General features: G+C 47.9%; 32 protein-coding genes. All 32 read right to left on the bottom strand.

Going from position 1 to position 18,298, the window contains the following annotated elements; all coding sequences use genetic code 11:
• Nucleotides 1-226: 226 nt before the first annotated feature.
• Nucleotides 227-622: a 30S ribosomal protein S11 gene (gene rpsK, locus ACI1P2_RS26840; protein WP_076315711.1), complete on the bottom strand. Its 396-nt coding sequence runs from the start codon at nt 620-622 to the stop codon at nt 227-229.
• A 19-nt stretch (nt 623-641) separates the two neighbouring features.
• Nucleotides 642-1,010, bottom strand: a complete 369-nt coding sequence (gene rpsM / locus ACI1P2_RS26845) for a 30S ribosomal protein S13 (protein ID WP_355325481.1) — start codon at nt 1,008-1,010, stop codon at nt 642-644.
• Nucleotides 1,011-1,031: 21 nt separating this feature from the next.
• A complete protein-coding gene (rpmJ, locus tag ACI1P2_RS26850; protein ID WP_003333770.1) occupies nt 1,032-1,145 on the bottom strand; it encodes a 50S ribosomal protein L36 in 114 nt (37 codons plus the stop codon).
• Nucleotides 1,146-1,267: 122 nt separating this feature from the next.
• The gene (gene infA, locus ACI1P2_RS26855; RefSeq protein WP_006212898.1) at nt 1,268-1,483 is read right to left on the bottom strand and encodes a translation initiation factor IF-1; all 216 of its coding nucleotides are present in this window, start codon (nt 1,481-1,483) and stop codon (nt 1,268-1,270) included.
• Between the two features lie 2 nt (nt 1,484-1,485).
• Nucleotides 1,486-1,794 (bottom strand): KOW domain-containing RNA-binding protein, encoded by a 309-nt coding sequence (locus tag ACI1P2_RS26860; RefSeq protein WP_355325486.1) that lies wholly within the window; start codon nt 1,792-1,794, stop codon nt 1,486-1,488.
• 9 nt (nt 1,795-1,803) lie between these two features.
• Complete coding sequence (map, locus tag ACI1P2_RS26865) at nt 1,804-2,556, bottom strand: type I methionyl aminopeptidase (RefSeq protein ID WP_355325489.1); 753 nt, start codon at nt 2,554-2,556, stop codon at nt 1,804-1,806.
• Between the two features lie 5 nt (nt 2,557-2,561).
• Complete coding sequence (locus ACI1P2_RS26870) at nt 2,562-3,206, bottom strand: adenylate kinase (RefSeq protein ID WP_355325492.1); 645 nt, start codon at nt 3,204-3,206, stop codon at nt 2,562-2,564.
• A gap of 90 nt (nt 3,207-3,296) precedes the next feature.
• Nucleotides 3,297-4,595, bottom strand: a complete 1,299-nt coding sequence (secY, locus tag ACI1P2_RS26875) for a preprotein translocase subunit SecY (RefSeq protein WP_355325495.1) — start codon at nt 4,593-4,595, stop codon at nt 3,297-3,299.
• A complete protein-coding gene (rplO, locus tag ACI1P2_RS26880; protein WP_355325498.1) occupies nt 4,595-5,035 on the bottom strand; it encodes a 50S ribosomal protein L15 in 441 nt (146 codons plus the stop codon). Before rplO ends, secY begins: the two co-directional genes overlap by 1 nt.
• A gap of 40 nt (nt 5,036-5,075) precedes the next feature.
• Nucleotides 5,076-5,261 (bottom strand): 50S ribosomal protein L30, encoded by a 186-nt coding sequence (gene rpmD, locus ACI1P2_RS26885; protein WP_355325501.1) that lies wholly within the window; start codon nt 5,259-5,261, stop codon nt 5,076-5,078.
• A gap of 12 nt (nt 5,262-5,273) precedes the next feature.
• The gene (gene rpsE, locus ACI1P2_RS26890) at nt 5,274-5,771 is read right to left on the bottom strand and encodes a 30S ribosomal protein S5 (RefSeq protein WP_355325504.1); all 498 of its coding nucleotides are present in this window, start codon (nt 5,769-5,771) and stop codon (nt 5,274-5,276) included.
• Nucleotides 5,772-5,798: 27 nt separating this feature from the next.
• Nucleotides 5,799-6,167 carry a 50S ribosomal protein L18 gene (rplR, locus tag ACI1P2_RS26895; RefSeq protein WP_355325507.1) on the bottom strand — a complete coding sequence of 123 codons (369 nt, stop codon included), beginning with the start codon at nt 6,165-6,167 and terminating at the stop codon, nt 5,799-5,801.
• Nucleotides 6,168-6,281: 114 nt separating this feature from the next.
• Nucleotides 6,282-6,824 carry a 50S ribosomal protein L6 gene (rplF, locus tag ACI1P2_RS26900; protein ID WP_355325509.1) on the bottom strand — a complete coding sequence of 181 codons (543 nt, stop codon included), beginning with the start codon at nt 6,822-6,824 and terminating at the stop codon, nt 6,282-6,284.
• Between the two features lie 31 nt (nt 6,825-6,855).
• Entirely contained in the window at nt 6,856-7,254 is a 399-nt protein-coding gene (gene rpsH / locus ACI1P2_RS26905) for a 30S ribosomal protein S8 (RefSeq protein WP_355325511.1), read from the bottom strand.
• Nucleotides 7,255-7,286: 32 nt separating this feature from the next.
• Entirely contained in the window at nt 7,287-7,472 is a 186-nt protein-coding gene (locus ACI1P2_RS26910; RefSeq protein WP_013312154.1) for a type Z 30S ribosomal protein S14, read from the bottom strand.
• Nucleotides 7,473-7,540: 68 nt separating this feature from the next.
• Nucleotides 7,541-8,083, bottom strand: a complete 543-nt coding sequence (gene rplE, locus ACI1P2_RS26915) for a 50S ribosomal protein L5 (RefSeq protein ID WP_355325518.1) — start codon at nt 8,081-8,083, stop codon at nt 7,541-7,543.
• Between the two features lie 30 nt (nt 8,084-8,113).
• Nucleotides 8,114-8,470 carry a 50S ribosomal protein L24 gene (gene rplX / locus ACI1P2_RS26920; protein ID WP_355325521.1) on the bottom strand — a complete coding sequence of 119 codons (357 nt, stop codon included), beginning with the start codon at nt 8,468-8,470 and terminating at the stop codon, nt 8,114-8,116.
• Nucleotides 8,471-8,546: 76 nt separating this feature from the next.
• A complete protein-coding gene (gene rplN / locus ACI1P2_RS26925) occupies nt 8,547-8,915 on the bottom strand; it encodes a 50S ribosomal protein L14 (RefSeq protein ID WP_305753576.1) in 369 nt (122 codons plus the stop codon).
• 35 nt (nt 8,916-8,950) lie between these two features.
• Complete coding sequence (gene rpsQ / locus ACI1P2_RS26930) at nt 8,951-9,214, bottom strand: 30S ribosomal protein S17 (RefSeq protein ID WP_355325525.1); 264 nt, start codon at nt 9,212-9,214, stop codon at nt 8,951-8,953.
• A 49-nt stretch (nt 9,215-9,263) separates the two neighbouring features.
• The gene (rpmC, locus tag ACI1P2_RS26935; protein WP_355325528.1) at nt 9,264-9,461 is read right to left on the bottom strand and encodes a 50S ribosomal protein L29; all 198 of its coding nucleotides are present in this window, start codon (nt 9,459-9,461) and stop codon (nt 9,264-9,266) included.
• The gene (gene rplP, locus ACI1P2_RS26940; RefSeq protein WP_305753579.1) at nt 9,451-9,885 is read right to left on the bottom strand and encodes a 50S ribosomal protein L16; all 435 of its coding nucleotides are present in this window, start codon (nt 9,883-9,885) and stop codon (nt 9,451-9,453) included. The genes rpmC and rplP overlap by 11 nt, the downstream gene beginning before the upstream one ends.
• 2 nt (nt 9,886-9,887) lie before the next feature.
• A complete protein-coding gene (rpsC, locus tag ACI1P2_RS26945; RefSeq protein ID WP_355325532.1) occupies nt 9,888-10,553 on the bottom strand; it encodes a 30S ribosomal protein S3 in 666 nt (221 codons plus the stop codon).
• A gap of 13 nt (nt 10,554-10,566) precedes the next feature.
• Entirely contained in the window at nt 10,567-10,899 is a 333-nt protein-coding gene (gene rplV, locus ACI1P2_RS26950; protein ID WP_355325535.1) for a 50S ribosomal protein L22, read from the bottom strand.
• Nucleotides 10,900-10,934: 35 nt separating this feature from the next.
• Nucleotides 10,935-11,213, bottom strand: coding sequence for a 30S ribosomal protein S19 (rpsS, locus tag ACI1P2_RS26955; protein WP_305753582.1), 279 nt, complete (start codon nt 11,211-11,213; stop codon nt 10,935-10,937).
• Nucleotides 11,214-11,281: 68 nt separating this feature from the next.
• The gene (gene rplB, locus ACI1P2_RS26960; protein WP_305753583.1) at nt 11,282-12,112 is read right to left on the bottom strand and encodes a 50S ribosomal protein L2; all 831 of its coding nucleotides are present in this window, start codon (nt 12,110-12,112) and stop codon (nt 11,282-11,284) included.
• A gap of 30 nt (nt 12,113-12,142) precedes the next feature.
• Nucleotides 12,143-12,433: a 50S ribosomal protein L23 gene (gene rplW, locus ACI1P2_RS26965; RefSeq protein ID WP_355325539.1), complete on the bottom strand. Its 291-nt coding sequence runs from the start codon at nt 12,431-12,433 to the stop codon at nt 12,143-12,145.
• Nucleotides 12,433-13,056: a 50S ribosomal protein L4 gene (gene rplD, locus ACI1P2_RS26970; protein ID WP_355325542.1), complete on the bottom strand. Its 624-nt coding sequence runs from the start codon at nt 13,054-13,056 to the stop codon at nt 12,433-12,435. The genes rplW and rplD overlap by 1 nt, the downstream gene beginning before the upstream one ends.
• Nucleotides 13,057-13,082: 26 nt before the next feature.
• On the bottom strand, nt 13,083-13,706 hold the full coding sequence (gene rplC / locus ACI1P2_RS26975) for a 50S ribosomal protein L3 (protein WP_355325544.1): 624 nt from the start codon (nt 13,704-13,706) through the stop codon (nt 13,083-13,085).
• Between the two features lie 39 nt (nt 13,707-13,745).
• A complete protein-coding gene (gene rpsJ / locus ACI1P2_RS26980; RefSeq protein ID WP_006676490.1) occupies nt 13,746-14,054 on the bottom strand; it encodes a 30S ribosomal protein S10 in 309 nt (102 codons plus the stop codon).
• A 304-nt stretch (nt 14,055-14,358) separates the two neighbouring features.
• The gene (gene tuf / locus ACI1P2_RS26985) at nt 14,359-15,549 is read right to left on the bottom strand and encodes an elongation factor Tu (protein ID WP_355325549.1); all 1,191 of its coding nucleotides are present in this window, start codon (nt 15,547-15,549) and stop codon (nt 14,359-14,361) included.
• Between the two features lie 92 nt (nt 15,550-15,641).
• Nucleotides 15,642-17,717 (bottom strand): elongation factor G, encoded by a 2,076-nt coding sequence (gene fusA, locus ACI1P2_RS26990; RefSeq protein WP_355325552.1) that lies wholly within the window; start codon nt 17,715-17,717, stop codon nt 15,642-15,644.
• A 46-nt stretch (nt 17,718-17,763) separates the two neighbouring features.
• On the bottom strand, nt 17,764-18,234 hold the full coding sequence (gene rpsG, locus ACI1P2_RS26995; RefSeq protein WP_355325555.1) for a 30S ribosomal protein S7: 471 nt from the start codon (nt 18,232-18,234) through the stop codon (nt 17,764-17,766).
• Nucleotides 18,235-18,298 lie beyond the last annotated feature (64 nt).

Genomic DNA, 18,298 nt, shown 5'->3' on the forward strand with positions numbered 1-18,298 from the left:
GCGTTCCAAAGGTTCTACCACGAATTTCCCGTAGGTGCCATTATCATTGACGTCAACCGTCTCAATTTTCGGCTTTTCGATTTCAATCACTGCAATATCCCTCCTTCAAAACGTCGCTCCTATAATGAAACATTCACCTTATCCAAACTTTACCATGCAGTATGCCTAAACAACCATTCTTGGCAGAATGCGCCGATTTTATACTACACGCTGAGGGAAAATCTCATTAGACACGACGGCGTTTTGGAGGACGGCATCCGTTATGAGGTACCGGAGTCACGTCTTTAATCAGGTTAACTTCGAGACCTGCAGCTTGCAGAGAACGGATAGCTGCTTCACGGCCTGCGCCTGGTCCTTTAACCATAACTTCAACAGTTTTCATGCCGTGTTCCATTGCGGCTTTGGCAGCTGTTTCAGCAGCCATTTGCGCTGCGAATGGAGTGGATTTACGGGAACCGCGGAATCCCAGACCGCCGGAGCTGGCCCAAGAGATTGCGTTACCGTGCGGATCCGTGATGGTAACGATCGTATTGTTGAACGTGGAACGGATGTGTGCCACGCCGGATTCGATATTTTTACGGTCACGACGTTTTGTACGTACGACTTTCTTCGGTTTAGCCATTGAATGTTATCCTCCCTTCTTATTTCTTTTTATTTGCAACAGTACGACGAGGTCCTTTACGTGTACGGGCATTCGTTTTTGTACGTTGACCACGAACAGGCAGACCACGACGGTGACGAATACCGCGGTAGCAGCCGATCTCAGTCAGACGTTTAATATTCAAGGAAATTTCACGACGCAGGTCGCCTTCCACTTTAACCGCTTTGTCGATCGTTTCACGTAATTTGCTCACTTCATCTTCCGTCAAGTCACGAACACGAGTGTCCGGATTGATGCCTGTTTCTTTCAGAACTTTTTGGGAAGTCGTTTTACCGATTCCGAAAATGTAAGTCAAGGCGATCTCAACGCGTTTGTCACGTGGCAAATCCACACCAGCTATACGAGCCATTTTACGCTACACCCCCTTCTATTAACCTTGTTTTTGTTTGTGCTTCGGATTTTCGCAAATAACCATTACATTCCCTTTGCGGCGAATGACTTTGCATTTTTCGCAAATGGGTTTTACAGAAGGTCTTACCTTCATGTTCATTCCCTCCTCCAAGCTTTACCGCTGGCAAAGCTCGTATCGTAAGTCTTCTTAAAGAGTTTTGCGGAACATAACCTGTTGATTCAGATAGCTGCTCTCATAAAGAGATCAGACACAATTTATTTACGGTAAGTTATACGACCCTTGGTCAGATCGTAAGGCGATAACTGTACGACCACTTTGTCGCCTGTCAGAATGCGGATAAAATGCATACGCAGCTTTCCGGATACGTGAGCAAGAATCTGGTGACCGTTCTCGAGCTCCACTTTGAACGTCGCGTTCGGAAGCGGCTCAATCACCGTACCTTCCACTTCAATGACATCTTCCTTGGCCAAAATTAGTCTCCTTTCTCTTCAGCGTGAAATTGGGCAAATTCCAGAAAACGGTTCACTGCAAAACGCAACTTGCCGTTTGTAACCCGGCCGCTTTCATTCAAACTGTTTACTATCTCGCTGCTAATCACCGGTTGGGGCTCCAGATGAAGAATATTCTTCTTCTTGGCCTGGTCAAACTTCCGTTTGTCCCCATCCGCAATATATACAAACCTGCTGTCCGCAATGGAAACGACGACCGCTGCCTGGCCGGCATCTCTGCCTTTCAGGATTTTCACAAGCTGACCAATCTGCAGGCTGCCTTGATCTTCCATCAATATCACCTACGAATTCAGTGTAGTGAAAATTTCCATGCCGTCCGGGGTTACTGCCACTGTATGCTCGAAGTGGGCACACAATGACCCGTCCACCGTCACGACCGTCCAGTTGTCTTCCAATGTCCTTACATGGCGGGCTCCCGCGTTAACCATCGGTTCAATCGCCAGCACCATGCCGGGTTTCAGTCCCGGTCCCCTATCAGGAATCCCGTAGTTTGGAATCTGCGGTTCCTCATGCAGCTTGGCTCCTATACCGTGTCCGACATATTCCCTCACTACTGAAAAACCAGCATCCTCAATATATTTCTGTATCGCGTGCGATATAGTAAACAAGCGAACATCCGGTTTGACAAGTGCCAGTCCCGCCACCAGGGCTCCCTCGGTCACATCCAACAGCCGCCTTGCATCTGGTGAGATGCTGCCGACCGGATACGTCCAGGCGGAATCCCCATGGTACCCCCGATACTGCGCGCCAATGTCAAACGTAACGATATCACCATCGTGTAATGTGCGGCTGCCGGGAAATCCGTGAACCAGTTGTTCGTTGACTGAAGCGCAAATACTAGCAGGAAAACCATTATAACCTTTAAAAGACGGCACAGCTCCTTGACTGCGAATGTACTGATCAGCTATATGATCGAGTTCTCCTGTAGTAATACCAGGCTCAATATGTTCGGCCAGTAGGCTATGACATTCCGCCACGATGCGTCCGGCTTCCCTCATAAAGCTCAATTCCGTTTCGGACTTGCAAATGATCATTACAGTTAACCCCGCAGCAAGGATACGATATCTTTGGAAACCGCATCGATATCCTGCTCCCCGTCTATTTGACGCAGAAGACCTTTGTTTTCATAAAACGTGAGGAGTGGTGCTGTTTTGTTAATGTACTCGTCAAGCCGTTTGCCTACGCTCTCTTCGTTGTCGTCGGAGCGCTGGTACAGCTCGCCGCCGTCTTTATCGCAAATGCCTTCAACCTTGGGCGGATTGAATATCACGTGATAGGTCGCTCCGCAAGTTTTGCAAATGCGCCGTCCGGTAATCCGCGCCATCAAACGGTCGCGGTCTACTTTTAAATCAACGACATGATCGAGTTTGGTGCCCAGCCGTCCAAGAATTTCGTCCAACGCTTCAGCCTGGGCCAGGGTTCTTGGAAATCCGTCCAGCAAGAATCCTTTCTCGCAGTCTGGCTGTTGGAGTCTTTCTTCGACAATGCCAATCGTAACATCATCAGGAACAAGCTCACCGCGGTCGATGTATTCCTTCGCTTTCACTCCAATCGGAGTTCCCTGTTTCATCGCCAGACGAAAAGCGTCTCCGGTTGAAATGTGAGGGATGCCGAATTCATTTACGATGACACCCGCTTGTGTTCCTTTTCCAGCCCCGGGAGGGCCCATGATAAGAATGTTCACAACCTGTCACTCCCTCAAGACGACCCCTACACAAGAAACAGCACAATAGGTGCCGTTGACAAGTAAATTACCTGTCCCGGAACCTATCGCCTATTTATTGATGAAGCCTTTGTAATGGCGTTTAATCAACTGGCTTTCGATCTGCTTCATGGTATCCAGTGCCACACCGATGATGATGAGCAGTGAAGTACCCCCGATTTGCACCGAACGAGGCAGGCCCGAAAGTGCCCCTAAGAATACCGGCAACACGGAAATGACAGCCAGGAACAAAGCTCCTGTCATCGTCAGACGCGACATGACGCGAGTCAGATACGTCTCCGTTGCTTTCCCCGGACGGATGCCCGGAATATAGCCGCCGTTCTTCTTCATGTTGTCTGCCATTTGCTGCGGATTCATCTGTACAAATGTATAGAAGAAAGTAAAGCCGATAATCATCACAACGTACAGCACCATTCCGAGCGGCTTGTCATAGTACAAATGGGTGGTTACCCACTGAGCCCAGACCTTGTCTGCCCAGAAGCTTGCAATAATGATCGGGAACTGCAGCAATGACACCGCAAAGATGACCGGAATAACGCCCGCTGCATTGATTTTCATCGGAATATGCGTGTTTTGGCCGCCGTACATTTTGTTGCCGACTACCCGTTTCGCATACTGCACCGGAATTTTCCGGATCCCCTGCTGGATGAAGATAACTCCGACAACGACCAAAAGAATGACCAAAGCCATAATAATGGCTTTCAGAATATTCATGAAGAGCTGATCCGCCTGAATAAACTGGGATTCAACGATCGTCCGGATATGTCTCGGAATGCCGGCAGCGATGCCCGCAAAGATGATAATGGAAATACCGTTTCCGATTCCCTTCTCGGTGATCTGCTCACCAAGCCACATCAGGAACGTAGTGCCAGCTGTCAGTACAATCGCAATCAGAATATAATCCGCAATGGTTGCCCCTGGAATCATTTCTGCGTTATACAGACGGTTAAAGCCGATCGAAGTGCCGAATGCCTGAATCAGAGCCAGTATAACCGTACCATAACGGGTTATCTGTGCCAACTTCTTTTTGCCATGTTCCCCTTGTTTAGCCCATTCCGCCAGTTTCGGAATAACGTCCATTGAAAGAAGTTGCACGATAATGGACGCCGTGATATACGGCACAATACCGAGGGCAAAGATCGAGAACTGATACAATGCACCCCCGGAGAAGGTGTTCAGAAGACCGAACAACTCACTTCCTGCCTGATCGGTTGCCGTAAAGACATCCTTGTTTACTCCCGGAACCGGAACGAAGGAGCCGATACGGAACACAATCAGAATCAACAGCGTGAACAGGATACGAGTGCGAAGCTCTTCAACCCGCCATATATTCTTCAGGGTATTGAACATTAGATCACCTCGGTTTTACCGCCGGCAGCTTCAATTTTCTCCACCGCAGATTGAGAAAACTTGTTCGCTTTAACAGTCAGTTTTACAGTGACTTCGCCGTTACCCAGAATTTTGATGCCGGATTTAGCGTTTTTCACAATACCGTTTTCCATCAGGAATTCTGGAGTCACTTCTGTACCTTCTGCCAAACTATTCAGATCTTCGATGTTCACAACTGCATACTCTTTGCGAGTTGGATTTACGAAACCGCGCTTAGGCAAGCGACGATACAGTGGGTTCTGGCCACCTTCGAAGCCCGGACGCACACCACCGCCGGAACGAGCGTTTTGACCTTTGTGACCGCGACCTGATGTTTTACCTGTACCGCTACTAGTACCGCGACCAACGCGTTTGCGTTCTTTGCGGGAGCCTGGAGCGGACGAAAGCTCATGTAACTTCATCGTTCGTTGCACCTCCTTGTTTGTGTTGGAAATCTATAACTTAAGCCTCGATTTCTTTAACAGAAACCAGGTGGCTAACTTGATTGATCATCCCGCGAATTGCAGGATTGTCGTTGTGAACCACTGTCTGGTTGACCTTGCGCAGGCCAAGTGTGTTTACAGTCGTTCTCTGTGTACCTGGACGGCCGATCAATGAACGAACGAGAGTAATTTGCAGTTTGCTCATGCCATTTCCTCCTTAGCCGCGCAGCTCTTCGACAGTTTTACCACGCAATTTCGCAACCTCTTCAGCGCGCTTCAAGCGGGACAAACCTTCCAAAGTCGCATTGACCATGTTCATGGAATTCGAAGAACCCAGAGATTTTGTCAAAATATCACCTACGCCAGCCAGCTCCAGTACGGCACGAACCGGACCGCCGGCGATAACGCCAGTACCTTGGGATGCAGGCTTCAACAACACGCGGCCTGCTCCAAACTTACCTGTGATCTGGTGAGGGACGGTTGTTCCTACGAGCGGAACATGAATCAGATTTTTCTTGGCATCTTCAATACCTTTGCGGATTGCATCAGGTACTTCGCCAGCTTTACCAATTCCGGCGCCAACCCAGCCATTGCCGTCGCCGACAACAACCAATGCGCTGAAACTGAAACGACGTCCGCCTTTTACAACTTTAGCAACACGATTAATATTTACAACTCTTTCAGTCAGTTCCAAAGTGTTAGGATCTACACGCAAGTCGTTAACCTCCTTTTGAAAAATGTCTTAAAACTCAAGTCCTGCTTCACGCGCAGCTTCTGCCAGCGCTTGAATACGACCATGATACAGGTAACCTCCGCGATCGAATACGATCCCGGAAACACCTTTTTCTTTAGCACGCTTAGCAACCAGTTCTCCGACTTTACGTGCGGCTTCAACGCTGCCGCCGTTTTTGATCTCGCCGCTCAGTTCTTTGTCCACTGTCGAAGCTGCAGCCAGGGTTACACCTGCCACGTCATCGATCAGTTGAGCATAGATATGTTTGGAAGAACGGAACACGTTCAGACGAGGACGTGCTGCAGTTCCGGTGATTTTCTTACGAACACGCAGATGTCTTCTTACACGCGCTTTGTTTTTATCCTGTTTCGTAATCATTTTCTCGTTTCACTCCCTTCAGTTTGCCTTTACAGCTTCATCTCAAGACGCACTGGGTAAAAAAGAAGCACAATGTCTCTCCAGAGGAAAGACCGCGCAAAGGCGGCAAGAACATTATTTCTTCTTACCGGCTTTACCTTCTTTACGGATGATGCGTTCACCTTCATACTTGATCCCTTTGCCTTTGTATGGCTCAGGCTCGCGAACGGAACGAATTTTGGCAGCATATGCGCCTACGCGTTCTTTATCGATACCGCGAACGATGATTTTTGTATTCGAAGGCACTTCGAACTCAATGCCAGGTTCCGGAGTGATTTCTACCGGATGGGAGTAACCAACGTTCAGAACGACTTTATCTCCGGATTTGCTTGCACGATATCCGACCCCAACCAGCTCCAGAGATTTTGCAAAACCTTCTGTTACACCACTCACCATGTTGCTGACAACGGAACGGGTTGTTCCGTGAAGAGAACGGTGAAGTTTGTTGTCCGAAGGACGAACAACGCTAATTTCATTGTTTTCCACAGTGACCTTCATGTCTTTATGAAGTTCGCGAGTCAAAGTTCCTTTTGGTCCTTTAACCGTGATTACTGTGTTGTTCAGTGTGATATCCACACCACTTGGTACTGTGATTGGCTTGCGACCAATACGGGACATATGTTGCACCTCCTATCTTGTTAACGTGGTATTACCAAACGTAGCAAACAACCTCGCCGCCGGCTTTGGACTGACGTGCTTCTTTATCAGTCATTACACCTTTGGAAGTCGAGATAATCGCGATGCCCAGACCGCCGAGTACGCGAGGAACTTCGTTGCTCTTCGTGTACACGCGAAGACCTGGCTTGCTGATTCTTTTCAGACCAGTGATGACACGCTCATTATTGGCACCGTATTTCAGGAAAACACGGATAATCCCTTGTTTGTTATCTTCAATAAACTCCGCATCCCGGATAAAGCCTTCACGCTTCAGGATTTCGGCGATTTGCTTTTTCATTGTCGAAGCAGGCATTTCTACTGTTTCGTGACGAACTGTGTTCGCGTTACGAATACGAGTAAGCATATCTGCAATTGGATCAGACATAGTCATTGTGTATAAACCTCCTTCCCGTACAGGACTTTTTACCAGCTTGCTTTTTTCACGCCAGGAATCTGGCCTTTATAAGCTAATTCACGGAAGCAAATTCTGCAGATCTTGAATTTTTGCAACACCGAATGTGGACGACCGCAACGCTCGCAGCGAGTGTACGCACGAACTTTGAACTTCGGCGTGCGTTGTTGTTTAACTTTCATCGAAGTTTTTGCCACTTAGCCTGACACCTCCTAAATATTTTCGGAGAATTGGGTTATCATAAACCCACTACGTTAAGCCGTCATTACTTTGCAAAAGGCATTCCAAATTGAGTCAGCAGTTCGCGGGACTCTTCGTCGGTTTTGGCTGTTGTTACGATAACGATGTCCATACCGCGCACTTTATCAACTTTATCATACTCGATCTCAGGGAAGATCAGCTGTTCTTTCAGACCCAGTGTGTAGTTGCCGCGGCCGTCAAAGGCTTTGGTGGATACACCACGGAAGTCACGTACACGCGGGAGCGTGATGTTAAACAGTTTATCCAGGAAGTAGTACATACGCTCGCCGCGCAGTGTTACTTTAACCCCGATCGGCATGTTCTCACGCAGTTTGAAACCGGCGATCGATTTCTTCGCACGTGTGATAACCGGTTTTTGGCCGGAGATCAGTTGCATGTCGTTGACAGCCGAATCAAGCACTTTGGAGTTTTGAACAGCGTCGCCAACCCCCATGTTGATTACGACTTTCTCGATTTTCGGAACCTGCATAACCGTTGTATAATTGAACTTCTGCATCAAAGCAGGAGTAATTTCATTCAGGTAACGTTCTTTCATTCTTGCTGCCATGAATTATAGGCCTCCTTTCTTTAAACAGTCTTATTTATCGATTTGTTCTCCGGAACGTTTGGCAACGCGCACTTTTTTACCGTTCTCCAGCACTTTGTAACCGATGCGGGTTACTTTTCCGCTCTTAGGGTCGATGTGCATAACGTTGGATACGTGGATCGGAGCTTCTTGCTCGATAATACCGCCCTGTGGATTTTGCTGGTTAGGCTTTTGGTGTTTTTTGATCATGTTCACACCTTCCACAAGCACACGGTTTTCACGAGGATAAGCAGCGATAACGCGGCCTTTTTTACCCTTATCCTTACCGGTAATCACCATAACCGTATCGTCTTTTTTGACGTGAAGCTTGTTGTTGTGGGATTCCAGAACCTTTTTCACTTTTGGCATTTCGTACACCTCCTATTGCTTCCTTGATAAAAGGGGTTAAGAACTCGCTCTATTCGAAATTCCGCAGAATCCGTTATTAGATAACTTCCGGTGCCAAGGAAACGATTTTCATGAAGTCTTTATCGCGAAGTTCGCGAGCAACAGGTCCGAAAATACGTGTTCCGCGCGGGCTTTTATCTTCTTTAACAACAACAGCTGCGTTTTCGTCAAAACCAATGTAGGATCCGTCCTTACGGCGAGTGGAACGCTTTGTACGAACCACAACCGCTTTAACAACGTCACCTTTTTTGACAACGCCGCCTGGTGTTGCTTGTTTTACGGAACAAACGATCAGATCACCGATTTGAGCCGTACGACGTCCCGTACCACCGAGTACTCGGATACACATCAATTCCTTCGCACCGGAGTTGTCAGCCACAGCCAAACGTGTAAATGGTTGAATCATTTAGATTTCCTCCTTTCGGCAAAACTGCAGGTTCATTAGATGATTACTGCTTTTTCAACGATCTCGACCAGTCTCCAGTTTTTATCCTTGGACAGAGGGCGAGTTTCCATGATTTTAACAGTATCACCGATTTGCGCAGTGTTGTTCTCATCATGAGCTTTAAACTTTTTAGTGTACTTGATACGTTTATGGTACAGATCATGTTTCTTGTAGGTTTCTACAGCAACCACAATCGTTTTGTCCATTTTGTCGCTGACTACTTTACCAACTTGCACTCTACGGGCATTACGTTCGCTCATTGTGGGCCTCCTTCCTGAATACATACGGGATATGGATCAAACATTGATCTTAGCTAATCCCAAGTTCTCTTTCACGAATCACGGTTTTCGCACGAGCAATGTCTTTGCGCACATCGCGGATGCGGACAGGATTGTCGAGCTGACCGGTAGCGAGTTGAAAGCGGAGGTTAAAGAGTTCTTCTTTAAACCCGGAAATTTTTTGCTCAAGTTCTGCAGTGGTTAGGTTGCGAAATTCATTAGCCTTCATTTACTTCACCACCCAATTCTTCACGTTTCACAAACTTAGTTTTGATTGGCAGCTTGTGAGCGGCAAGACGCATAGCTTCGCGAGCAACCTCTTCCGGTACGCCGGCAAGCTCAAACATGATCTTACCAGGCTTCACAACTGCAACCCATTTTTCCACGTTACCTTTACCGCTACCCATCCGCACTTCGAGAGGCTTTTGTGTAATCGGTTTGTCAGGGAAAATTTTAATCCAAACTTTACCGCCACGTTTGATATAACGAGTCATCGCGATACGAGCGGATTCGATTTGACGGTTTGTGATCCAAGATGGCTCAAGAGCTTGCAAACCGTATTCACCGAAGTTCAAAGTTGTACCGCCTTTAGCACGGCCTTTCATATGACCGCGTTGCTGCTTGCGGTGTTTGACACGTTTTGGTACCAACATGATTAGTTGCCTCCTTCCTGAGCAGCTTGTTTCTTAGCCGTAGGAAGAACCTCTCCACGATAGATCCATACTTTTACGCCGATACGGCCATAAGTAGTATGAGCTTCAGCTGTACCATAGTCAATGTCGGCACGAAGCGTGTGCAGTGGAACAGTTCCTTCACTGTAGCCTTCCGAACGAGCGATCTCAGCACCGCCAAGACGGCCGCCCACTTGAGTTTTGATCCCTTTTGCACCTGCACGCATTGTTCTTTGGATTGCTTGTTTCAAAGCACGACGGAAGGAAACACGGCGCTCCAGCTGTTGTGCGATGCTCTCAGCAACAAGAATTGCGTCCAGCTCAGGGTTTTTAATTTCAGAAATGTTGATGTGAACCTTTTTACCGCCTGCGATTTTGGTGATTTCACCACGCAGATTTTCAACTTCAGAACCACCTTTACCGATAACCATGCCTGGCTTCGCAGTGTGGATTGTTACGTTGATGCGGTTCGCTGCTCTTTCGATCTCGATACGGGATACAGCGGAGTCTTTCAGTTTATTTTTCAGGTGCTCACGAATTTTTACGTCTTCCAGCAAAAGATCACCGAAATCTTTGCCTGCGTACCATTTGGATTCCCAATCACGGATAATACCGATTCGGAGTCCGACGGGATTTACCTTTTGTCCCACACGTTTTCCCTCCTTATTTTTCAGATACCACCAAAGTGATGTGGCTGGTGCGTTTATTAATCCGGCTTGCACGTCCCATTGCGCGCGGACGGAAACGTTTCATCGTTGGACCTTGGTTGACGAACACTTCGGAAACAACCAGGTTGTTTACGTCCAAGGAATAGTTATGCTCCGCATTGGCAATCGCAGAGTTCAGCAGCTTTTCAACTACCGGAGAAGCAGCTTTAGGTGTGTGGCGAAGGATAGCTACCGCTTCACCCACTTGCTTACCGCGAATCAAGTCGATCACGAGCTTGACTTTACGGGCGGAAATCCGTACAGACCTAGCGTGTGCTTTTGCTTCCATTGAGTTTACCTCCTCTCAAACATGGCGCTGGTTCATTATCTTCTTGTTTTCTTGTCGTCGTCCGTATGGCCTTTGTACGTACGTGTTGGAGCGAACTCGCCCAACTTGTGGCCAACCATATCTTCGGTTACGTATACAGGCACATGTTTACGACCGTCATATACACCGAAAGTGTGTCCGATGAACTGAGGGAAAATAGTGGAACGGCGGGACCAAGTTTTGATTACGACTTTCTTGTCCTGTTCGTTCAGCACCTCAACTTTTTTCAACAGGTATCCATCTACAAATGGACCTTTTTTAAGACTGCGGCTCATGTGTGAATCCTCCCTTCGTCAAACGTTCTCGTCCTTGCTGCTCGTTCACGCATTATGCACAGCGTGCATTACTTCGTGCGGCGGCGAACGATGTATTTATCAGAAGCTTTACCTTTTTTACGCGTTTTGTAACCAAGAGTTGGTTTGCCCCATGGAGACATAGGCGATTTGCGTCCGATTGGAGCACGGCCTTCACCACCACCGTGAGGGTGATCGTTAGGGTTCATAACTACCCCGCGGACTTCAGGACGTTGTCCCAGCCAACGGCTGCGTCCGGCTTTACCGATTTTCACGAGCTCATGGTCTTCGTTGCCTACAGAACCGATGGTAGCGCGGCAAACTTTCAGAATGCGGCGTACTTCACCGGAAGAAAGACGAACAGTTACGTACTTCTCTTCTTTACCGAGCAATTGAGCTTCCGTACCTGCTGCACGAACCAATTGTCCGCCTTTGCCAGGTTTCAACTCAATGTTGTGGATAACCGTACCAACCGGAATGTTTTCCAGCGGAAGAGAATTACCAATTTTGATGTCGGAGCCTGCTCCGGATACTACTTCGTCTCCTACTTTCAGACCTTTAGGAGCGATGATGTAGCGTTTTTCGCCATCCACATAGTGAATCAGTGCGATGTTGGAAGTCCGGTTTGGATCGTATTCAATCGTAGCAACGCGGCCCGGTATTCCGTCTTTGTTGCGTTTGAAGTCGATGATGCGGTATTTACGCTTATGTCCGCCGCCATGGTGACGAACCGTAATTTTACCTTGGTTGTTGCGGCCGGCTTTTTTGCTCAGAGGCGCCAGCAAGGATTTCTCCGGCTGATTTGTCGTGATCTCTTCAAAAGTAGAGACGGACATTGCGCGTCTAGCCGGGGATGTCGGTTTGTACTTTTTGATTGGCACTGAATTTCCCTCCTTACTTTACAGTTTCAATTATACCGTTTCAAAAAACTCGACCGGTTTGCTGTCTTTAGTCAGCGTTACGAAAGCTTTTTTCCACTCGCTGGTGTAACCGGAATAACGGCCATAGCGTTTAGGCTTCGCAGGAACACGCAGAGTGTTCACATTCGCAACCTTCACGTTGAAAATTGCTTCGATCGCTTTCTTGATTTCCGTTTTGTTCGAGCGGATATCCACTTCAAACACATATTTCAAGTCACTCATCATTTCAGCCGTACGCTCAGTGATGATCGGACGTTTGATAATATCACGAGGATCCTTCATTACGCGAACACCTCCTCAACTTTCTGGACTGCTTCTTTCGTAATGATCAGTTTGTCGTGTTTGAGCACGTCAAGAACATTAATGCCATCTGCTGCGACAAATTTCACACCAGGAATATTCCGTGCGGAAAGAGCCACATTATCATCATAGCTAGGAGCTACGACCAAAGCTTTGCGATCTGCTTTGAGGTTGTTCAAAATGGCAACAAATTCTTTCGTCTTAGGAGCGTTCATAGTCAGAGCGTCCAGTACGATAATTTGGTTCTCGATCACTTTGGAAGACAGTGCCGATTTGATAGCCAAACGGCGAACTTTCTTAGGCAGTTTGTATGCATAGCTGCGAGGTGTCGGTCCGAAAACAGTACCGCCGCCTTTCCATTGCGGAGCGCGGATGGAGCCTTGACGAGCGCGACCAGTGCCTTTTTGTTTCCAAGGCTTGCGACCGCCGCCGCGCACTTCGGAACGACCTTTCACTTTATGAGTCCCTTGACGCAGGGATGCAAGTTGCATAACAACTGCTTCATGAAGGACGTGCTTGTTCGGTTCGATACCGAATACTGTATCTTTCAATTCAACTTCGCCAACTTGGCTGCCGCTGATATTGTAGACTGCTACTTTTGGCATTTCGTGTTCCTCCTTTCTTCAGGCGATTATTTCTTCACCGTTGCTTGAATTTTTACGAAGCTGTTTTTCGGTCCTGGGATGGAACCTTTCACGAGCAGCACGTTGCGTTCTGCATCGATTTTTACAACTTCAAGGCGTTGAATAGTTACAGTATCATGACCCATATGTCCTGGAAGACGTTTGCCTTTAGGAACGCGGTTCGCTTGAATAGAGCCCATGGAACCTGGTCCTCTGTGATAACGGGAACCGTGAGACATAGGTCCTGTGCTTTGTCCCCAACGTTTGATTACGCCGGCAAAGCCTTTACCTTTGGAAGTACCTGTTACGTCAACGAATTCACCTTCTGCGAAGATATCAGCCTTGATCTCTTGGCCAACTTCGTAACCAGCCAGATCAACACCGCGGAATTCACGAACGTAGCGCTTAGGCGCAGTGTTTGCTTTTTTCGCATGTCCTGCTTCAGGTTTATTGGCATTCTTTGCTTTCTTGTCGGAAAAGCCGAGCTGTACCGCTTCGTAGCCGTCATTCTCGACGTCTTTCTTTTGCAGAACCACGTTAGGACCAGCTTCGATAACTGTAACGGCAACAACGTTGCCTTCAGCGGTAAATACTTGGGTCATTCCAAGCTTCTTTCCTAAGATACCTTTCATGTTGACACCTCTTTTCCTTTCTTTAATCACGCATGTTTATTACAGTTTGATTTCGATATCTACACCGGACGGCAGGTCCAAGCGCATCAAGGCATCCACAGTTTGCGGAGTCGGGTTCACGATGTCGATCAGACGCTTGTGAGTGCGCATTTCGAACTGCTCCCGGGAATCCTTGTACTTGTGCACCGCACGGAGAATAGTAATAACTTGTTTCTCAGTAGGCAGCGGAATCGGCCCGGAAACACCTGCACCCGAACGTTTCGCTGTTTCAACAATTTTCTCAGCGGATTGATCAAGAATTCTGTGATCGTATGCTTTCAAACGAATACGAATTTTTTGCTTTGCCATTTTAGTCCCTCCTTCTATCGCCCAATTTGGTATCGGACATACTCCGTGAAAATTTTCTGACCACTGCCCCATGGCAAAGGGGCCGGGTGTGTCAGTAACCTCTCACATCATCGCACAGTCACAAACAACATTCTTATTATATAGAATATAAAAGCCCAATGCAAGCAAAATCCTAAAAGATTTTCTTGCCCCGAATCTGCAATGCAAAAAGCCCCCGCCTGAAAGACGGAGGCTTCTGAATCCTTTACAGTACACTGTTGCTCGTTCCAGTACAATGTTGCTTATATTTAAGGGTCAGCCCTTATTATTTCAAAATTGTTGCTACAGCGCCAGCACCTACTGTACGGCCGCCTTCGCGGATCGCGAAGCGAGTACCTTCTTCGATCGCGATTGGAGCGATCAGTTGTACAGTAACTGTGATGTTGTCGCCAGGCATAACCATTTCAGTACCTTCTGGCAGGTTGATGATACCTGTTACGTCAGTTGTACGGAAATAGAATTGTGGACGGTAGCCAGTGAAGAAAGGCTTATGACGTCCGCCTTCTTCTTTAGTCAGTACGTATACTTGAGCCGTGAATTCCGTGTGAGGCTTAACAGAAGCAGGCTTAGCAAGTACTTGACCACGCTCGATTTGGGCACGGTCAACACCGCGCAGCAGAGCGCCGATGTTGTCACCAGCTTGAGCGGAATCCAGCAATTTACGGAACATTTCAACGCCCGTAACAACGGATTTCTTAGTTTCTTCGTGGATACCAACGATTTCAATTTCGTCGCCGACTTTAACAGTACCACGCTCTACACGGCCAGTAGCAACTGTACCACGACCAGTGATGGAGAACACGTCCTCGACTGGCATCAGGAAAGGTTTCTCAGTGTCGCGTTCTGGAGTTGGGATGTAAGTGTCGATTTCTTTGAACATCTCAACGATTTTTTGTGCCCACTCACCATCAGGGTTTTGCAGAGCTTCACGAGCAGAACCACGAGTGATTGGAGTGTCGTCGCCTGGGAATTCATATTCGTTCAGCAGGTCACGAACTTCCATTTCAACCAGTTCCAGAAGCTCTTCGTCTTCAACCATGTCGCATTTGTTCAGGAATACGACGATGTAAGGAACGCCTACCTGACGGGAGAGCAGGATGTGCTCGCGAGTTTGCGGCATTGGGCCGTCAGCTGCGGATACAACCAGGATCGCTCCGTCCATTTGTGCAGCACCAGTGATCATGTTTTTAACATAGTCAGCGTGGCCTGGGCAGTCAACGTGAGCATAGTGACGTTGGTCAGTTTCGTATTCAACGTGAGCTGTGGAGATCGTGATACCACGTTCTCTTTCTTCTGGAGCTTTATCGATTTGATCGAAAGCTACTGCAGCACCGCCATAGGTTTTGGACAGTACAGTTGTGATAGCAGCAGTCAGAGTTGTTTTACCATGGTCAACGTGACCGATAGTACCAATGTTAACGTGTGGTTTAGTACGTTCAAACTTAGCCTTTGCCATTTGAACAATTCCTCCTCAATATCTTGGGTTATGTTTAGACCATCAGGTGCGCAATTATAAAACTACTACACCTGACGACCATGTAAAACTTATTACTCGCCTTTGGCTTTGGAGACGATTTCCTCAGCGATATTCTTAGGAACTTCTTCATAGTGAGAGAGCTCCATGGAGAACACGCCGCGGCCTTGTGTACCGGAACGAAGTGTTGTGGAATATCCAAACATTTCGGACAGAGGTACTTTGGCACGGATAATTTGAGCGCCGCCACGGGAGTCCATACCTTCGATACGGCCACGGCGGGAGTTCAGCATACCCATTACGTCACCCATGTATTCCTCAGGAACCGTTACTTCAACTTTCATAATCGGCTCGAGCAATACAGGCTTACACTTGTCTTTCGCTGCTTTCAGCGCCATTGAGCCGGCAATTTTGAACGCCATCTCGTTGGAGTCGACATCGTGGTAAGAACCATCAACGATGGTAGCTTTTACATCTACAAGCGGGAAGCCGGCAAGTACACCGTTCTTCATTTGTTCTTCGATACCTGCAAGAGCCGGAGCGATGTATTCGCGAGGAACGGATCCGCCGACAATTTTGCTGTCGAACTGGCTGCCTGTACCTGCTTCCAGAGGCTCGAATTCAACCCATACGTGACCGTACTGACCACGACCACCGGACTGACGAACAAATTTACCTTCCACACGAGCAGCTTGACGGAATGTTTCACGGTAAGCAACCTGCGGTTTACCCACATTGGTCTCTACCTTGAACTCACGGCGCATACGGTCAATGATGATGTCCAGGTGAAGTTCACCCATACCGGCCAAAATCGTTTGGCCTGTCTCTTCATCGGTATGTGCACGCAGAGTTGGATCCTCTTCCGTCAGCTTACCGAGAGCCACACCCATTTTATCTTGGTCAGCTTTTGTCTTTGGCTCAACCGCGATTTCGATAACCGGATCCGGGAAGTTCATGGATTCCAGAATTACCGGGTGCTTCTCATCACACAGTGTATCACCTGTGCCGGTATCTTTCAAACCTACGGCGGCAGCGATATCACCGGAGTAAACTTCGGAAATCTCTTGGCGGCTGTTCGCATGCATCTGCAGAATACGTCCAATCCGCTCGCGCTTGCCTTTCGTAGCATTCAAAACGTATGAACCGGATGTAAGAACGCCGGAATATACGCGGAAGAATGTCAGCTTACCAACGTAAGGATCTGTCATGATTTTGAAAGCCAGTGCAGAGAAAGGCTCTTCATCAGAAGACTTACGTGTAGCTTCCGTACCGTCTTCAAGGACACCCTTGATATCAGGCACGTCGATTGGAGCAGGCAGGTAATCGATAACAGCGTCCAGCATCAGCTGAACCCCTTTGTTACGATAAGAAGATCCACAGATCACTGGGAAGATCTTAACTTCTACGACACCGTGACGGAGAGCGCCTTTGATTTCTTCAACCGTCAGCTCTTCTCCTTCAAGATATTTCATAGTCAGTTCTTCGTCCAGTTCGGCAACCTTCTCTACCAGTTCCATGCGAAGCTCTTCAACTTTGTCTGCATAGTCCGCAGGGATTTCTGCTTCTTCGATATTTTGGCCAAGGTCATCCTTGTACATATAAGCCTTGCGCTCAATGATATCGATGATACCGACAAACTCGTTCTCAGCGCCAATTGGCAGTTGAATCGCAACAGCGTTAGCTTGGAGACGCTCACGCATGTCGTTAACAACGTTCAGGAAGTCGGCACCGATGATATCCATTTTGTTTACATATGCGATCCGTGGAACGCCGTAGCGGTCAGCCTGTCTCCATACGGTTTCAGACTGAGGCTCAACGCCTTCCTTCGCACTGAAAACACCTACTGCTCCGTCCAATACACGAAGGGAACGTTCAACTTCAACTGTGAAGTCAACGTGCCCTGGGGTATCGATGATATTAACGCGATGACCCTTCCAAGCAGCAGTGGTAGCAGCGGATGTAATCGTGATCCCGCGCTCCTGTTCCTGTTCCATCCAGTCCATCGTCGCAGCGCCCTCGTGAACTTCACCGATCTTGTGCGTACGGCCTGTGTAGAACAGAATCCGCTCAGTTGTAGTGGTTTTACCAGCGTCAATATGAGCCATGATCCCGATATTACGTGTATTTTTCAAGGAGAACTCTCTTGCCATGAAATGGGTCTCCCTTCAAAATTGAAGTTTATTAGTGAGCCGAATCCTACCAGCGGTAGTGAGCAAACGCTTTGTTCGCTTCAGCCATTTTGTGTGTGTCTTCACGTTTCTTAACGGAAGCACCAGTGTTGTTGGATGCGTCGATGATTTCTGCAGCCAGACGCTCTTCCATTGTTTTCTCACCGCGGCTGCGTGAGTAGTTCACGAGCCAACGGAGTCCCAGGGAAGTACGTCTCTCAGGTTTAACCTCGATTGGTACTTGGTAGTTGGCACCGCCTACACGGCGAGCTTTAACTTCCAGGACTGGCATGATATTCTTGATAGCTGCTTCAAATACTTCCATTGGATCGTTGCCCGTACGTTCCTGAATGATCTTGAACGCATTATACAGGATGCTTTGAGCAACTCCGCGTTTTCCGTCGAGCATGATGCGGTTGATCAAACGTGTAACAAGCTTGCTGTTATACACCGGATCAGGCAGCACGTCTCTCTTGGTAACTGGACCTTTGCGTGGCATGGATATCCCCCTTTCTCAATTGTTCAGCCGGCAGCTGCCGGACTATCTTTCATTAAGCCTTTTT

Origin of the sequence: Paenibacillus jiangxiensis (genome assembly GCF_046098255.1) — a bacterium.
Lineage (GTDB): Bacteria > Bacillota > Bacilli > Paenibacillales > Paenibacillaceae > Paenibacillus > Paenibacillus jiagnxiensis.

Bases quoted from the DNA above. Each gene is read 5' to 3' on its own strand.
- rpsQ (WP_355325525.1), bottom strand. From the start codon at position 9,214: ATGAGCGAACGTAATGCCCGTAGAGTGCAAGTTGGTAAAGTAGTCAGC.
- secY (WP_355325495.1), bottom strand. From the start codon at position 4,595: ATGTTCAATACCCTGAAGAATATATGGCGGGTTGAAGAGCTTCGCACT.
- rplC (WP_355325544.1), bottom strand. From the start codon at position 13,706: ATGAAAGGTATCTTAGGAAAGAAGCTTGGAATGACCCAAGTATTTACC.
- rplO (WP_355325498.1), bottom strand. From the start codon at position 5,035: ATGAAGTTACATGAGCTTTCGTCCGCTCCAGGCTCCCGCAAAGAACGC.
- ACI1P2_RS26860 (WP_355325486.1), bottom strand. From the start codon at position 1,794: ATGGAAGATCAAGGCAGCCTGCAGATTGGTCAGCTTGTGAAAATCCTG.
- rpsM (WP_355325481.1), bottom strand. From the start codon at position 1,010: ATGGCTCGTATAGCTGGTGTGGATTTGCCACGTGACAAACGCGTTGAG.
- rpsH (WP_355325511.1), bottom strand. From the start codon at position 7,254: ATGACTATGTCTGATCCAATTGCAGATATGCTTACTCGTATTCGTAAC.
- rplF (WP_355325509.1), bottom strand. From the start codon at position 6,824: ATGTCCCGTATTGGTCGCAAGCCAATCACAGTACCAAGTGGTGTGGAT.
- rplR (WP_355325507.1), bottom strand. From the start codon at position 6,167: ATGATTACGAAACAGGATAAAAACAAAGCGCGTGTAAGAAGACATCTG.
- rpsS (WP_305753582.1), bottom strand. From the start codon at position 11,213: ATGAGCCGCAGTCTTAAAAAAGGTCCATTTGTAGATGGATACCTGTTG.
- rplV (WP_355325535.1), bottom strand. From the start codon at position 10,899: ATGGAAGCAAAAGCACACGCTAGGTCTGTACGGATTTCCGCCCGTAAA.
- rpmJ (WP_003333770.1), bottom strand. From the start codon at position 1,145: ATGAAGGTAAGACCTTCTGTAAAACCCATTTGCGAAAAATGCAAAGTC.
- rplN (WP_305753576.1), bottom strand. From the start codon at position 8,915: ATGATTCAACCATTTACACGTTTGGCTGTGGCTGACAACTCCGGTGCG.
- rplP (WP_305753579.1), bottom strand. From the start codon at position 9,885: ATGTTGGTACCAAAACGTGTCAAACACCGCAAGCAGCAACGCGGTCAT.
- rpsJ (WP_006676490.1), bottom strand. From the start codon at position 14,054: ATGGCAAAGCAAAAAATTCGTATTCGTTTGAAAGCATACGATCACAGA.
- rplE (WP_355325518.1), bottom strand. From the start codon at position 8,083: ATGGCAGCAAGAATGAAAGAACGTTACCTGAATGAAATTACTCCTGCT.
- rpmD (WP_355325501.1), bottom strand. From the start codon at position 5,261: ATGAGCAAACTGCAAATTACTCTCGTTCGTTCATTGATCGGCCGTCCA.
- map (WP_355325489.1), bottom strand. From the start codon at position 2,556: ATGATCATTTGCAAGTCCGAAACGGAATTGAGCTTTATGAGGGAAGCC.
- rplX (WP_355325521.1), bottom strand. From the start codon at position 8,470: ATGCCAAAAGTGAAAAAGGTTCTGGAATCCCACAACAACAAGCTTCAC.
- rpsK (WP_076315711.1), bottom strand. From the start codon at position 622: ATGGCTAAACCGAAGAAAGTCGTACGTACAAAACGTCGTGACCGTAAA.
- tuf (WP_355325549.1), bottom strand. From the start codon at position 15,549: ATGGCAAAGGCTAAGTTTGAACGTACTAAACCACACGTTAACATTGGT.
- rplD (WP_355325542.1), bottom strand. From the start codon at position 13,056: ATGCCAAAAGTAGCAGTCTACAATATCAGCGGCAGCCAAGTTGGCGAA.
- rpsG (WP_355325555.1), bottom strand. From the start codon at position 18,234: ATGCCACGCAAAGGTCCAGTTACCAAGAGAGACGTGCTGCCTGATCCG.
- rpmC (WP_355325528.1), bottom strand. From the start codon at position 9,461: ATGAAGGCTAATGAATTTCGCAACCTAACCACTGCAGAACTTGAGCAA.
- fusA (WP_355325552.1), bottom strand. From the start codon at position 17,717: ATGGCAAGAGAGTTCTCCTTGAAAAATACACGTAATATCGGGATCATG.
- rplW (WP_355325539.1), bottom strand. From the start codon at position 12,433: ATGAAGGATCCTCGTGATATTATCAAACGTCCGATCATCACTGAGCGT.